This window comes from Streptomyces durhamensis (genome assembly GCF_000725475.1).
GTDB lineage: Bacteria > Actinomycetota > Actinomycetes > Streptomycetales > Streptomycetaceae > Streptomyces > Streptomyces filipinensis.
Map to the genome: position 1 here is coordinate 257 of NZ_KL647048.1, position 16,705 is coordinate 16,961.

Below are 16,705 nucleotides of genomic sequence, written 5' to 3' on the forward strand. Positions count from 1 at the left end.
GTGAACCAGGACGGCGCCTCGAACGGTCTGACGGCTCCGAACGGGCCGGCGCAGCAGCGGGTGATCCGGCAGGCGCTGGCGAACGCCGGTGTGTCCTCGGACCAGGTCGACGTGGTGGAGGCGCACGGTACGGGGACGCGGCTGGGTGACCCGATCGAGGCGCAGGCGCTCATCGCGACGTACGGGCAGGAGCGGTCGCAGGACCGGCCGTTGTGGCTGGGTTCGCTGAAGTCGAACATCGGTCATGCCCAGGCCGCCGCAGGGGTCGGTGGTGTGATCAAGATGGTGATGGCGATGCGGCACGGTGTGCTGCCGCGGACCCTGCACGTGGACGAGCCGACCCCGCACGTGGACTGGTCGGCCGGAGATGTCAGGCTGCTGACCGAGGCCATGGAGTGGCCGGAGACCGATCACCCGCGCCGGGCCGCCGTGTCGTCCTTCGGTATCAGCGGCACCAACGCCCATGTGATCGTCGAACAGGCCTCCGCTTCCGCGGAGTTGCCGCCCGCGCCCGAGCCCGGCGTGGTCGTACCGTGGGTGCTGGCGGGCAGGACGGAGACGGCGCTGCGGGCACAGGCGGAGCGCCTGCTGTCCCTGGCCCCGGACACGGACCTGCAGCCGGCCGACATCGGTTTCTCACTCGCCACCACGCGCTCGGCCATGGACCACCGGGCCGCCGTGGTGGGGGAGAACCGGGACGAACTCCTGGAAGGCCTCCGCGCGCTGGCCGCGGGTTCCCCGTCCGCCCGGGTCGTCCTCGGCGAACCCGGCACCGCAGGCAAGATCGGTTTTCTGTTCTCGGGCCAGGGTTCGCAGCGGATCGGCATGGGGCGTGAGCTGTACGCGGCGTACCCCGTCTTCGCCACGGCGTACGACGAGGTGTGCGCGCTTCTGGACGCGCCCGTCGATGTGGACTCGGAGGAGTTGAACCAGACGGGTTGCACCCAGCCGGCGTTGTTCGCGGTCGAGGTGGCGTTGTTCCGGCTGTTGGAGTCGTGGGGTGTGCGGCCGGACTTTGTGGCTGGTCACTCGGTGGGTGAGATCGCCACGCGTTCCATTCGCCGCTGATGGATCCCATGCTGGAGGAGTTCGCCGAGGTTGTTCGTGGTCTGACGTTCGGTGAGCCGCGGATTCCGGTGGTCTCGAATCTGACGGGTGATGTGGCGGATTCGTACACGCCCGAGTACTGGGTCCGGCACGTGCGCGAAGCGGTCCGCTTCGCCGACGGCGTCCAGACCCTGCACGAGCTGGGTGTGACGACCTTCGTGGAGGTCGGTCCCGGTGGCGTCCTCAGCGCCCTCGTCCAGGGCTGCCTGGACGGCGATATCGTCACCGTCCCCGTGGGACGGACCGACCGCCCCGAGCCGGAGGCCGTCGTCACCGCGCTCGCCGAGCTGCACGCCCATGGCGCGTCCCCGGACTGGCAGGCGCTCTTCCCGGGCGCCCGCCGCGTCGACCTGCCGACCTACGCCTTCCAGTACGAGCGCTTCTGGCTGGAGGCGCCCGAGGAGTTCACCGGCGGAGCCGCCGCGACCGGACTCGGGCTGGGGGCGGCGGAGCACCCGTTGGCCGGTGCGACCGTCGCGTTGCCCGGCGCCGGCGGGTTCCTGCTCACCGGGCGGCTCTCCCTCAGGACGCACCCCTGGCTCGCCGACCACACGGTCATGGACAGCGTGCTGCTGCCGGGCACCGCGCTCGTGGAGCTGGCCGTACGCGCGGGCGACGAGGCCGGTTGCGCCCAGGTCGAGGATCTGACGCTGGAAGCACCGCTGATCGTCCCGGACCGCGGCGGTGTGGCCGTGCAGGTGTGGGTCGGGGCCGAGGAGGAGCCGGGCAGGCGGGCGCTGAGCGTGCACTCGCGACGGGAGGACGCCCCGGGCGACGCGCCGTGGGTGCGGCACGCGGTCGGCTTCCTGACGGACGCGCTGCCCGAGCCCCCGCACGGCACGGACCTCGGCGCGTGGCCGCCGGCGGACGCGGAGGCCGTCGACCTGACCGGGTTCTACGAGGGCCTGGACGAACTCGGTCTGGGCTACGGCCCGGTCTTCCGCGGGCTGCGGTCGGTGTGGCGCAGCGGGGACGACGTCCTCGCCGAGGTCGCTCTCCCGGAGGGCGCGGAGGCGGGTGCGTTCGCCGTTCACCCGGCGCTGCTGGACGCGGCGCTCCACGCGATCGGCGCGGGCGGGCTCGTCCCCGTCGTCGATGGGCCGCTGCTGCCCTTCGCCTGGTCCGGAGTGGGTGTGCGTGCCGTCGGGGCGACGGCGCTGCGGGTCAAGGTCTCCCGCACGGGTACGGACGTGGTGTCGCTGACCGTGGCCGACGCCTCGGGTGGTCTGGTGGCCACGGCCGGTTCGCTGTCGCTGCGGCCGGTGTCGCGCGAGCAACTGCTCGCGGCGGGCGGCTCCGGCAGCCGAGCCGACGACTCGCTGTTCGGCCTCGCATGGCAGCCCGCGGCCCTCACGGAGGCGGACGCGGCCGGGTTCGACGTACGGAGCTACGCGGACTTCGACGCGTTGCGGGAGTCGGAGGGGACGCCGGACGTCGTCGTCGTTCCGTGCCCGGCGGGGTTTGGTGCGGAGACCGCCGACCGTGTGCATTGGTGACGCGTCCGGGGGATCTGGCTCATGCCGCGGTGTGGGGGCTGGTGCGCTCGGCGCAGTCGGAGCACCCGGACCGGTTGGTGCTGGTGGAGGCCGAGGACACGGACCGCGTCTGGTGAGGACCACCGGGACCGCCACCGGCACGCCGGACTTCGGCGTCGGCACCGTCCTGCTGACCGGTGCGTCCGGGGCGCTGGGCGCGCTCGTCGCACGGCACCTGGTGTCCGAGCACAAGGTGCGCCGGCTCCTGCTGGCGAGCCGCCGGGGCGCGGACGCCCCCGGTGCGGCCGAGCTGGAGGCCGAACTGGCCGCGTGGAGTGCCGAGGTCACCTGGGCGGCCTGCGACGTCGCGGACCGGGAGGCCGTCTCCGCGATGCTGGACGGGCTGGGCGGGCATGCGCTGTCGGCCGTCGTGCACACCGCGGGTGTTCTCGACGACGGGGTCGTCGCCTCGCTCACACCGGAGAGGCTGCGGGAGGTCTTCCGCCCCAAGGTGGACGCCGTGCTGAACCTGCACGAGTGCACCCGGGACAGGGGCCTGGCCGCCTTCGTGGTGTTCTCGTCCGTCGCCGGCATGGTCGGCAGCGCCGGTCAGGCGAGCTATGCGGCGGCGAACTCCTTCCTCGACGCCTTCGCGGCGCAGCGGCGCCGTGCGGGGCTGCCCGCCACATCGCTGGCCTGGGGTGTGTGGGAGCAGTCAGGGGCGATGACGGACGGTCTCGCCGAGGCCGACCGGGCGCGGATGGCGCGCAGCGGTGTGCTGCCGTTGCCGCCGGAGGAGGGGCTTCGGCTGTTCGACGCGGCACTGGCCGCGGACGAGGCGGTGCTCGCCCCGGTCCGGATCGACACCGGCGCGCTGCGCGCCGGTGAGGCACCGCCGGTGCTGCGCGCCCTCGTGCCGGCCGCGGCCGCCCGGAGGACCGCGCAGGCCGCCGCCGCACCCTCCGCGTCCTCGCTGGCCGAGCGCCTGGAGGGGCTGTCGGAGGCCGAGCGGGAGAAGACCGTGCTGGACCTGGTCCGGGCCGAGGCGGCCGCGGTCCTGGCGCACGCGTCGGACCGTACGGTCCGGCCGGAACACGCCTTCCAGGACCTGGGCTTCGACTCCCTCATGGCCGTCGAACTGCGCAACCGGCTGAACAAGGCCACCGGGCTGCGGCTCCCCGCGACGCTGGTCTTCGACTATCCGACGCCCGCTTTGCTCGCCGGGCACATCCTCACGGAAACGGCGGGGGCGGCCGAACCGGCCCTAGTGGATTCCCTACTTGCCGACTTGGACAGGGTCGAACAAGAATTGGTCACGAAGTTGTCAGAGAGTGAAGCTCGCGACCGGATCCTGTCGAAGCTCCAGGCCGTATTGGCGATTGCCGGTGAATCCGGCAAGGCATCGGCCCAGGAGAGCCCTGATATGGGCGGCAGCAATCTGGAATCGGCCACGGACGACGAGGTATTCGATCTGCTCGGCAAGGAATTCGGGATTTCCTGACCGCTCCGGCGCGTCCCGATGACCCCTTGCCGCATTCCGGTAAGTCTTCGCAGGGGTGAGGGACGATTTCGGTGGCGAACGAGGACAAGCTCCGCTATTTCCTGAAGCGAGTCACCGCAGATCTCCAGGAGACCCGGCGGCGCCTTCGTGACCACGAGGACGCCGCCGGGGAACCGGTGGCCATCATCGGGATGAGCTGCCGCTACCCGGGCGGCGTCGACTCGCCAGAGGACCTGTGGGAGTTGGTCGCCTCCGGCCGCGACACGGTCTCGGAGTTCCCCACCGACCGCGGCTGGGACCTGGACGCGCTCTACGACCCGGACCCGGAGTCCCGCGGGACCAGCTACGCCCGCGAGGGCGCGTTCCTGCGCGACCTGGCGCGGTTCGACGCCGGCCTCTTCGGGATCTCGCCCCGCGAGGCGCTCGCCATGGACCCCCAGCAGCGGCTGCTGCTGGAGACGTCGTGGGAGCTCTTCGAGCGGGCCGGCATCGATTCCGCCTCGCTGGCGGGCAGCAGGACCGGTGTGTTCGCCGGCGTGATGAACCACGAGTTCCTCGCCGCCCTGCAGAACTCCCCCGAGGACCTGGAAGGTTATCTGGGCACGGGCACCTCGGGCAGCGTCGCCTCCGGCCGTGTGGCCTACACCTTCGGCCTCGAAGGCCCGGCCGTCACGGTCGACACGGCCTGCTCGTCGTCCCTGGTGGCCCTGCACCTGGCCGTCCAGTCGCTGCGCAACGGCGAGTGCTCACTGGCCGTTGCGGGCGGTGTCACCGCGATGGTCGGCCCCGCCACCTTCGTCGGCTTCAGCCGCCAGCGCGGACTGGCGCCCGACGGCCGGTGCAAGGCGTTCGCGGCCGCTGCCGACGGCACCGGCTGGGGCGAGGGCGCAGGCCTGCTGCTCGTGGAACGCCTCTCGGACGCCCGCCGCAACGGACACGAGGTCCTCGCGGTCGTCCGGGGCTCCGCCGTCAACCAGGACGGCGCGTCCAACGGCCTGACCGCCCCCAACGGCCCCTCCCAGCAGCGGGTGATCCGCCAGGCCCTCGCCGCCGCCCGGCTGACCACCGCACAGGTCGACGTGGTGGAGGCGCACGGCACGGGCACCCGGCTCGGCGACCCGATCGAGGCACAGGCGCTCCTCGCGACCTACGGGCAGGGCCGTGCCGACGACGAGCCGCTGTGGCTGGGCTCGATCAAGTCCAACATCGGCCACACCCAGGCCGCGGCCGGTGTGGCGGGCGTCATCAAGATGGTGATGGCCATGCGCCACGGCGAACTGCCGCGCACGCTGCACGTCGACGCGCCGTCCCCGCACGTCGACTGGTCGGCGGGCGCCGTACGGCTGCTCACCGAGCGCACGCCCTGGCCGGCGTCGGACCGGCCGCGCCGCGCCGGCATCTCCTCGTTCGGGATCAGCGGCACCAACGCCCACACGATCATCGAGGAAGCCCCGTCGGCCGAAGCGTACGCACCGGACGCCGACGAGGCCCCTCAAGCACCGGAGGAAGGTGAGGAGAGCGCCGAGGCCGTCGCCCCGGAGGCCGCCCGCCCGGCCGAGGGCGGACCGGTGCCGTGGGTGCTCTCCGGCAAGACCGAGGAGGCCCTGCGCGCACAGGCCGAACGCCTGCTGTCCCGCGCTGACGCCGAACTCCCCCCGTTCGACGTGGCGTTCTCGCTCGCCACGACGCGTACGGCCCTGGAGCACCGCGCGGTGGTCCAGGGCGAGACATGGGCGGAACTCGCCGAGGGGCTGCGGGCCGTGGCCTCCGGCTCCCCGGCGCCGGGCGTCGCGCGCGGCCTCTCGGGCACCGGTGGGCGCGTCGGTTTCCTCTTCTCCGGTCAGGGATCACAGCGGCTGGGCATGGGGCGCGAGCTGTACGCGTCGTACCCGGTGTTCGCCGCCGCGTACGACGAGGTGTGTGCGCACCTCGACGCCGCGGTCGACGTCGACTCGGAGGAACTGCACCGCACGGGCGCCGCCCAGCCGGCGCTCTTCGCGGTCGAGGTGGCCCTGTTCCGCCTCCTGGAAGCGTGGGGGGTGCGGCCGGACTACGTGGCCGGTCACTCCGTCGGTGAGATCGCGGCCGCTCATGTGGCGGGTGTGCTGTCGCTGGAGGACGCGGCGAAGCTGGTGTCGTCGCGTGCCGCGCTGATGCAGGCGCTGCCCGCGGGTGGTGCGATGGTCGCGGTCCAGGCGACCGAGGACGAGGTGCTGCCGCACCTGACCGACGGTGTCGGTGTCGCGGCGATCAACGGGCCCCGGTCCGTCGTGGTCTCCGGCGCCGAGGACGCCGTACTGGAGATCGCCGCAATCTTCACCCGACACGGCCGCAAGACCTCCCGGCTGAAGGTCAGCCACGCGTTCCACTCGCCGCTGATGGACCCGATGCTGGAGGAGTTCGCGCAGGTAGTCCGCGGGCTGACCTTCGAGAAGCCGCGCATCCCGGTGGTCTCCAACCTCACCGGCCGGCCCGCCGAGCCGTACACCCCCGAGTACTGGGTCCGGCACGTCCGCGAGGCGGTCCGCTTCGCCGACGGCGTCCGGGCCCTCCACGACCTGGGCGTGACCACGTTCGTCGAGATCGGCCCCGGTGGCGTGCTGAGCGCCCTCGCCCAGGGGTGCCTGGACGAGGACGGTACGGACAGCGTCACCGTGCCCGCGCTGCGCGCCGACCGCACCGAGCGGGCCGCCCTCGTCGCCGCCGTCTCCGAACTGCACGCACACGGCGTCTCCCCGGACTGGCACGCCTTCTTCCCCGGCGCCCGCCGCGTCGACCTGCCCACCTACGCCTTCCAGTACGAGCGCTACTGGCTCGACACGTCACCGGCCGCTCCCGGCGACGTCCGCGCCGTCGGCCTGGGCTCGGCCGACCACCCGCTGCTGGGTGCCGCCGTCTCCCTGGCCGGCGGCGACGAGCGCCTGCTGACCGGCCGGCTGTCCCTGCGCACGCACCCGTGGCTGAACGACCACGCCGTGCTCGAAACCGTGCTGCTCCCGGGCACCGCGTTCGTCGAACTCGCCGTGCGCGCCGCCGACGAAGCCGGCTGCGACCTGCTGGAGGACCTCACCCTCGAAGCGCCCCTGGTGATGCCCGAGCAGGGCGGCGTCGCGGTTCAGGTGTGGGTCGGCGCGGCCGACGGCACCGGCCGCAGACCGCTGACCGTGCACGCGCGGCCCGAGGACGACGCCGACCTGCCGTGGGTTCGCCACGCGACCGGCTTCGTCACCGAAGGGACCGGCGAAGCGGGCGCCGCGGCCGCCGGGCGGGCGCTCACGGCATGGCCGCCGGCCGGCTCCGAGCCCGTCGACCTCGACGGCTTCTACGACCGGCTGGCCGCCCTCGGCCTGGCCTACGGTCCGGCGTTCCGCGGACTGCGCGGCGCCTGGCGCGCGGGTGGGGAAGTCTTCGCGGAGGTCGCGCTCCCCGACGGCACGGACACCGGTTCCTTCCTCCTGCACCCGGCGCTGCTGGACGCGGCGCTCCACGCGATCGCGGCCGGCTCCCTCGTCGCCGGGGCGGACGGGCCGCTCCTGCCGTTCGCCTGGTCCGGGGTGTCGGTGCGCGCCACGGGCGCGTCCACCGTACGGGTCAGGCTGGCTCCGGCCGGCACGGACGCGGTGTCCCTGCTGGTCGCCGACGGCGCCGGCGAACCGGTGGCGTCCGTCGAATCGCTGACACTGCGTCCGCTGTCGGCCGAGCAGCTCCGCAAGAGCTCCGGTGACACGCTGTTCACCGTCGAGCCGGCGCCGCTGACCCTGCCCTCCGGCGACCTGCCCTCCGGCGCCGCGGGCGGGACGGCGGTCGCGTACGTCCCGGACATCGCCGCACTCGCCGATGCCGACGGGTCGGCGCGGCCGGACGTGGTCGTGGTCCCGTGCCCCGACGGTCCGGAAGGGGCGACCGGGGCCGAGCGGGTCCGTGCGGTCACCACCGAGGTGCTGGGGCTGGTGCAGCGCTGGTGCGCCGAGGAGCGGACCGCGCGCCTCGTGCTGGTGGCGCGCTGTGACGACCTCGCGCACGCCGCGGCGGGCGGACTGGTGCGCTCGGCCCAGGCGGAGAACCCCGGCCGGATCGTGCTGCTCGAAACCGACCGCCCGGACGAGGCGGCCGCGCTCGTGCCCGGCGTCGTGCGGTCCGGCGAGCCCCACGTCGTCGCCCGCGAAGGGCAGGTCGGCGCACCGCGCCTGGCCCGCGCCGCCTCCCCGGCGACGGGAAACGCGGCCAACGGCCCCGCGGACGAGGCGGCCCCCGCGCTCGCCGAGGCCGCCGGCTCCGGCCTCGGCACCGTGCTGCTCACCGGCGCCTCCGGCGCGCTCGGCAGGACCCTCGCGCGTCACCTGGTGACCGGACACGGCGTGCGCCGGCTGCTGCTCGTCAGCCGCCGTGGCGCACAGGCCCCGGGCGCCGCGCAGCTGAGGGCCGAACTCGCGGCGCTCGGCGCCGAAGCGACGTGGGCCGCCTGCGACCTCGCCGACCGGGACGCCCTCGCCCGGCTGCTGGCCGCCAACCCGATCGACTCCGTCGTGCACACCGCCGGCGTGCTCGACGACGGCGTGATCGCCGCACTGACCCCGCAGCGCATGACCGCCGTCCTCGCGCCCAAGACGGACGCGGTGCTCCACCTGGACGAACTCACCGGCGCGAGCACGACGTTCGTGCTGTTCTCCTCCGCCGCGGGCGTCTTCGGCAACCCCGGCCAGGGCAACTACGCCGCGGCCAACGCCTTCCTCGACGCCTTCGCCCGGCACCGCCGCGCCCAGGGGCGGCCCACGGTCTCGCTGGCGTGGGGTCTGTGGGAGCAGGAGGGCGCCATGGCCGACGCCCTGGACGAGGCGGGCAGGTCACGGATGGCACGCTCCGGCGTGCTGCCGCTGTCCACCGAGGACGGACTGCGGCTGTTCGACGCGGCGCTCGCCGCGGACGAGCCCGTGCTCGTACCGGTCCGCCTCGACACCTCCGCCCTGCGCAACCGGACGGCGGGATCCGTACCGGCCCTGCTGCGCGGACTCGTCCGCGTCCCCCTGCGCGGCACCGCCCAGCACGCAGCCACCGGATCCCTGGCCGAACGCCTCGCCGGGCTGGCCGGCGACGAGCGCGAGGAGACCCTCCTGGAACTCGTCCGGGCCGAGGTCGCCGCCGTGCTCGGGCACTCCTCGCCCCGGGCCGTCCAGCCCGCGCACGCCTTCCAGGACCTGGGCTTCGACTCGCTGACGGCGGTGGAACTGCGCAACCGGCTGTCCACCGCCACCGGCCTGCGCCTGCCCGCCACCCTCGTCTTCGACCACCCCACCCCCTCGGCCCTCGCCCGGCACATCGGCACCGAACTCCTCGGCGAGCTCCCGGCCGCCACGGCCAGGGCCGTGACGCGGCCCTCCACGGCCGCCGCCGACGAGCCGATCGCCCTCGTCGGCATGAGCTGCCGCCTGCCGGGCGGAGTGCGCTCGCCGGAGGACCTGTGGCGGCTCGTGGCCTCCGGCCGCGACGGCATCTCCCGGTTCCCGGACGACCGGGGCTGGGACGTCGACGGGCTCTACGACCCCGACCCCGAGCGCCTCGGCAAGACCTACGCCCGTGACGGCGGCTTCCTGCACGAGGCGGCCGAGTTCGACGCCGGCTTCTTCGGCATCAGCCCCCGCGAGGCCCTGGCGATGGACCCGCAGCAACGGCTGCTGCTGGAGGCGTCCTGGGAGGCGTTCGAACGCGCCGGGATCGACCCGGCGACGCTCCGGGGCAGCCGTACCGGCGTATTCACCGGCCTGATGTACCACGACTACGGCCAGGGCCCGCGCGAACTGCCCGAGGGCGTCGAGGGCCTGCTCACCACCGGAGGCTCCGGCAGCGTCGCCTCCGGGCGCGTGTCCTACACCTTCGGCCTGGAGGGCCCCGCCGTCACGATCGACACGGCCTGCTCCTCGTCGCTCGTCGCCCTGCACCTGGCCGTCCAGGCCCTGCGCAGCGGCGAGTGCACGATGGCGCTGGCCGGCGGCGTCACGGTCATGGCAAGCCCGACGGTCTTCGTGGAGTTCAGCCGGCAGCGGGGGCTGGCGCCCGACGGGCGGTGCAAGGCGTTCGCGGCCGGTGCCGACGGCACGGGCTGGGGCGAAGGCGTCGGCATGCTCCTGGTGGAGCGCCTCAGCGACGCCGAGCGCAACGGGCACCACGTGCTGGCCGTCGTGCGGGGGAGCGCGGTGAACCAGGACGGCGCGTCCAACGGTCTGACCGCGCCCCACGGACCTTCGCAGCAGCGGGTGATCCGGCAGGCGCTGGCGTCCGCCGCACTCACGCCGGCCGACGTGGACGCCGTAGAGGCGCACGGCACGGGGACGAAGCTGGGTGACCCGATCGAGGCGCAGGCGCTCCTCGCCACGTACGGGCAGGAGCGGCCCGAAGGGCAGCCGCTGTGGCTGGGCTCGCTGAAGTCCAACATCGGCCACACGCAGGCCGCCGCGGGCGTCGCCGGAGTGATCAAGATGGTCATGGCCATGCGCCACGGAGTCCTCCCGAGGACCCTGCACGTGGACGAGCCGACCCCACACGTGGACTGGTCGGCCGGTGACGTCCGGCTGCTGACCGAGGCCGTCGACTGGCCGCAGACCGACCGTCCGCGCCGGGCCGCCGTGTCGTCCTTCGGCGTCAGCGGCACCAACGCCCACACCATCATCGAGCAGGCCCCCGCGACCGAGGAACCGCCGCCGGCCTCCGGCTCCGGCGCGGTCGTGCCCTGGGTGCTCTCCGGCAGGACCGAGGCGGCGCTGCGGGCGCAGGCCGCCCGCCTCGCGTCCTTCCTGCACGACAACGACGGTGGCGACAACGACGGTGGCGACGACGACCGTGACGACAACGGCAGGGACGGCGACGGCACGGCGGCCTGGTCGGCCGACGCGGCCTACTCGCTGGCCACGACCAGGGCGGCCTTCGAACACCGCGCCGTGGCGGTCGCGCAGACCCCCGAGGAGCTCCGGCAGGCACTGGCCGGTTTCGCCGGCGGTGCCACGCCGCGCGGCGTGGTGAGCGGCACCGCACGCACTGCCGGCAAGACCGTCTTCGTCTTCCCCGGGCAGGGGGCGCAGTGGGTGGGCATGGCCGCCGAGCTGCTGGAGACCTCCCCGGTCTTCCGCGACCGGATCGAGGCCTGCGAGCGCGCCCTCGCACCGCACGTGGACTGGTCGCTGACCGCGGTGCTGCGCGGCACGTCCGACGTCGAGCAGGACCGGGTCGACGTCCTGCAACCCGTGCTGTGGGCGATGACGATCGCCCTGGCCGAGGTGTGGCGCTCCTTCGGAGTCACCCCCCACGCGGTCGTCGGACACTCCCAGGGAGAAGTCTCCGCCGCCGTGATCGCCGGAGCGGTCGGCCTGGAGGACGGGGCGCGCATCGTGGTCCGGCGCAGCCTCGCGGTGCGCGAACTCCAGGGCCGCGGCGGCATGGCCTCGGTGACGCTCCCGGACGAGGAGGCGCGGGAACTGATCGGCCGGTGGGCCGGCCGTCTCGGCATCGGCGCCGTGAACGGGCCCGGGACCGTCGTGGTCTCCGGGGACACCGACGCCCTGGACGAACTGCTCGCGCACTGCGCACAGGAGGGCATCCAGGCCCGCAAGGTCGCCGTCGACTACGCCGCGCACTCGCCGCAGATCGAACGCGTCGAAGCGCAGGCGCGTGAGGGGTTCGTCGGCGTCAGCCCGCTCCCCGGCTCCGTGCCCTTCTACTCCACGGTGACGGGCGGGAAGCTGGACGGGGACGAGCTCGGCTCCGGCTACTGGTACCGCAACATGCGGCAGACGGTGCGGTTCCACGATGCGATCCGGGCCGCTCTGGCCGACGGACACGACGTGTTCATCGAAGTCAGCCCCCACCCGGTCCAGCTGGCGGGCATCCAGGACGCCATCGAGGCCGCCGAGGCGGACGCCGCGGTCGTCCCGACGCTGCGCCGCCGCGACGGCGGACAGAACCGGCTGATGCTGTCCCTGGCCCAGGCCCATGTCCACGGCGTCGGCATCGACTGGGCCGCCGTCCTGCCGGGTGCGCGCCGCGTCGACCTCCCGACCTACGCGTTCCAGCACGAGCGGTACTGGCTGGAGACGGGCGCCCCGGCCGGCGACGTACGAGCGGCCGGGCTGGACACCGCCCACCACCCGTTCCTGGGCGCGGCGGTGGAGCTGCCGGACGCCGGCGGTCACCTGCTGACCGGGCTGCTGTCCCTCCAGGGCCAGCCCTGGCTGGCCGACCACGCGGTGCTGGGGACGGTGCTGCTGCCGGGCACGGCCTTCGTGGAACTGGCCGCACACGCCGCGGCCGAGACCGGCTGCGACCTGGTCGAGGAGCTCACCCTGCAGGCACCGCTGGTGCTGCCCGAGCAGGTCTGCGTCGCGCTCCAGGTCCTCGTGGGCGCCCAGGACGACTCCGGCCGCCGCCCGCTGAGCGTGCACTCGCGAGCCGGGGACGGCCCCTGGATCCGCAACGCCACCGGCACCCTCGCCACCGGAGCAGCCCCCTTGGGCACCGAGCTGAGCAGCTGGCCCCCGGCCGACGCCCAGCCGGTGGACCTGGACGGTTTCTACGACCGCCTGGCGGACCTCGGGCTGAGCTACGGCCCGCTCTTCCAGGGGCTGCGCGCCGCCTGGCGCGGGTCCGACGCGGTCTACGCCGAACTCGCCGTCACCGACGAGGCGCAGGCGGACACGGGCGGGTTCGGCGTGCACCCGGCCCTGCTCGACTCCGCCCTGCACGCACTGGGCGCGGGCGGTCTCGTACCGGCCGCCGACGGGCCCCTGCTGCCCTTCGCGTGGTCCCGCGTCACGCTGCACGGCACCGGAGCGACCGGCCTGCGGGTACGGCTCGCGCAGGCCGGCGGGGACACCGTACGGCTGGACGCCGCCGACGGCACGGGCCGCCCGGTCGTGTCGGTCGAGTCCTTGACGCTGCGTCCGGTGTCGCCGGAGCAACTGCGCACGAGCGCCCGGGACTCCCTGTTCACGGTGGAGTGGGCACCGCTCGTCGCCCCGGCCGACGCGCACACCCCGGCCGTACGCGCCTACGACGACATCGCCGCCCTCCTCGCCGCCCCCGCGGCGGAGACCGGGGCACAGGCGGACACGGACGCCGTCGTCGTCCCGTGCCCGGCCGGGTCGGGCACCGACGCCGCACGGGTCCGGGACGTCCTCGCCGAGGTGCTCCGGCTGCTGAGGTGGTGGCTGGCCAAGGACCGGGCCCCCCGCCTGGTGCTGGTGACCCGGGGCGCGGTCGCCGCAGGCGACGACCCGGCGGCGGGCGACCCGGTGCAGGCGGCCGTGTGGGGCCTGGTCCGGTCGGCACAGTCGGAGAACCCGGACCGCATCGTCCTCCTCGACGCCGACGGAAGCGTCGACGGGAACGCCGGCGGGAACCCTGACGGAAATGCCTACGGGAAAGCCGGTGGGACCGCCGCTGGGAACACCGACGGGACCGCCGGTGGGAACGCCGGTGGGATTCCCGACGCAAGCGCCGACGGGGAGTGGATCGCGGCGACGGTCGTCCCCCGGCTCGTCGCCTCCGAGGAGCCGCAGGCGGCACTGCGCGGTGACGCGCTCCTGCTGCCCCGGCTCGCCAGGGCCGCCGCCGACGCCCCGCAGACCACCCCGGACTTCGGGACCGGCACGGTGCTCCTGACCGGCGCGTCCGGCGCCCTGGGTGGGCTCGTCGCCCGGCACCTGGTCGCCGAGCACGGCGTAGGCAGCCTGCTGCTGATGAGCCGGCGCGGCGCGGACGCCGAGGGTGCGGCGGAGCTCCGGGCGGAACTGACCGCGGCGGGCGCCGAGGTGAGCTGGGCGGCCTGCGACGTGGCCGACCGGGACGCCCTCGCCGAGGTGCTGTCGGGTACCCCGGTGACGGCCGTGGTGCACACGGCCGGCGTGCTCGACGACGGCGTGATCGGTTCTCTCACCCCGGAGCGCCTGGAGACCGTGCTGCGTCCCAAGGTCGACGCGGTGCTGAACCTGCACGAGCTGGCGGGCGACGTGTCGGCGTTCGTGGTCTTCTCCTCGCTCGCCGGTACGCTCGGCACCCCCGGCCAGGCCAACTACGCCGCGGCCAACGCCTTCCTGGACGCCTTCGCCGGGCGCCGCCGGGCCCAGGGGCTGCCCGCGGTGTCGCTGCCGTGGGGTCTGTGGCAGCGCACCGGCAGCATGACCGAGGACCTCGGCGGCGCCGACCGCACCCGGCTCGCCCGCGGCGGTGTGCTGCCGCTGTCCGACGAGGACGGCCTGGAACTCCTCGACGCCGCGCTCGCGCTGCGGGAGCCCCTGGTGGTGGCGGCACGGCTGGACCTCGCCGCCCTGCGGAACGCGACCGCCCCGGTGCCGCCGCTGCTCAGGGCGCTCGTCGGTGGCCGCCAGCGGCGCACGGACCGGGCGGCCCCCGTGCCGCTGGCGCAGCGGATCGCGGGCCTGCCCGAGGGCGAGCGCGAGGAGGCCGTACTGGACCTCGTCCGGTCCGAGGTCGCCGCCGTCCTCGGACACAGCTCGGCCAAGGCCGTCCAACCCGACCAGGCCTTCGGTGACCTGGGCTTCGACTCGCTGACCGCGGTGGAGCTCCGCAACCGGATGAACAGGGCCACCGGCCTGCGGCTGCCCGCGACGCTCGTCTTCGACCACCCGACGCCCGCGGTGCTCGCGCAGCGGGTGCTGAAGGACCTCCCCGGTGGCACGGCCCGGACGGCGCCGGTCTTCGACGAGCTCGACCGCCTCGCCGCCGCCCTCGACGGCGCCGGAGCGGACGGCGTCGACAACATCACCCGAACCAAGATCAACATGCGTCTCCAGGCGCTGCTCGCCCGCTGGAACGGGAACGAGCCGGCCGATCCAGGAGACGCGGGCGGACCCGAGCACGAGGACGACCTCAGCTCGGCGAGCGACGAGGAGCTGTACGACCTCCTCGACGACGAACTCGGCATCTCCTGAACTGCGCAGGCCAAAGGGGGCGGACAACACCGATGACGAACGAAGACAAGCTCCGGGAGTACCTCAGGCGGGCCACCGCCGACCTACGCCAGGCCCGGCGGCGCGCGCGCGAGCTGGAGGCCCGTGACCAGGAGCCGATCGCCATCGTGGGCATGAGCTGCCGGTTCCCCGGCGGTGTCGGCTCCCCCGAGGAGCTGTGGCGGCTGCTGGCCGAGGGCACGGACGCCATCGCGCAGTTCCCCGAGGACCGCGGCTGGGACGTCGACGCGCTCTACGACCCCGACCCCGAGCGGCCCGGCAAGGTCTACACCCGGCAGGGCGGGTTCCTCCGCGACGCGGCGGACTTCGACGCGGACTTCTTCGGGATCTCGCCGCGCGAGGCACTGGCCATGGACCCGCAGCAGCGTCTGCTGCTGGAGACCGCATGGGAGGCCTTCGAGCACGCGGGCATCGACCCCGCCGGCCTCAAGGGCAGTCGCACCGGCGTCTTCGCCGGCCTGATGTACCACGACTACGGCTTCACGCCCGGCGTCCTCCCCGAGGGTGTCGAGGGGCTGATGAGCACCGGCAACTCCGGCAGCGTCGCCTCCGGGCGCATCGCCTACACCTTCGGCTTCGAGGGCCCCGCGGTCACCGTCGACACCGCCTGCTCGTCCTCGCTCGTCGCCCTGCACCTCGCCGTGCGGGCGCTGCGGAGCGGTGAGTGCTCCATGGCCCTCGCCGGCGGCGTGACGGTCATGGCGGGCCCGAGCGCGTTCGTCGAGTTCAGCCGCCAGCGCGGGCTGGCCCCCGACGGCCGCTGCAAGTCCTTCGCGGCGGCCGCGGACGGCGCGTCCTGGTCCGAAGGCGCCGGCCTGCTGCTCGTGGAGCGGCTGCGGGACGCCCGCAGGCTCGGCCACAAGGTCCTCGCGGTCGTCCGGGGCAGCGCCGTCAACCAGGACGGCGCGTCCAACGGCCTGACCGCGCCGAACGGCCCGTCGCAGCAGCGCGTGATCCTCGAAGCGCTGGCCGGCGCCCAGTTGTCCGCCGAGGAGGTCGACGCCGTCGAAGCGCACGGCACGGGCACGAACCTCGGCGACCCGATCGAGGCGCAGGCGCTGCTCGCGACCTATGGACAGCAGCGCGAACGGCCGCTCCTCCTCGGCTCGCTGAAGTCCAACATCGGGCACACACAGGCCGCCGCGGGTGTCGCCGGCGTGATGAAGATGGTGCTGGCGATGCAGCACGGCCTGCTGCCGAAGACGCTCCACGTCGACCGGCCGACCCCGCAGGTCGACTGGACGGCCGGCTCGGTCGAGCTGCTGACCGAGGCGACCGCCTGGCCGCAGTCCGACCACCCCCGCCGAGCCGGGATCTCCTCGTTCGGGATCAGCGGCACCAACGCGCACATCATCCTCGAGCAGGCGCCCGAACCGGAACCGGAGGACCCGGCCGGGGAACTGACGCCTGCCCGGACCACCGTGGTGCCGTGGGTACTCTCCGCGAAGACCGGGGACGCGCTGCGGGAGCAGGCCCGACGACTGCTGTCGTCAGCAGACCTCACGGCCGCGTCACCGGCCGACGTCGGCTTCTCGCTGGCGGCCACCCGCTCGGCGCTGGAGCACCGGGCGGCGGTCGTCGGCGCCGACGCGGAAGAGCTGCGTGCGGGGCTGGCCGCCCTCGCGGCAGGCGAACCGGCGGCGAAC

At 74.3% G+C, this 16,705-nt stretch carries 2 protein-coding genes and 1 pseudogene; all 3 read left to right on the forward strand.

All coding sequences use genetic code 11. The annotated features are described in order from the left end of the window. A pseudogene (locus IO33_RS50175) lies at positions 1 to 4,083 on the forward strand (type I polyketide synthase); the annotation flags it as partial. Positions 4,084 to 4,154: 71 nt separating this feature from the next. Next, the gene (locus IO33_RS0143360) at positions 4,155 to 15,020 is read left to right on the forward strand and encodes a type I polyketide synthase (RefSeq protein ID WP_037687780.1); all 10,866 of its coding nucleotides are present in this window, start codon (positions 4,155 to 4,157) and stop codon (positions 15,018 to 15,020) included. Between the two features lie 32 nt (positions 15,021 to 15,052). Beyond that, the coding region (locus IO33_RS0143365; RefSeq protein WP_031174542.1) for a type I polyketide synthase at positions 15,053 to 16,705 on the forward strand (1,653 nt) is incomplete at its 3' end.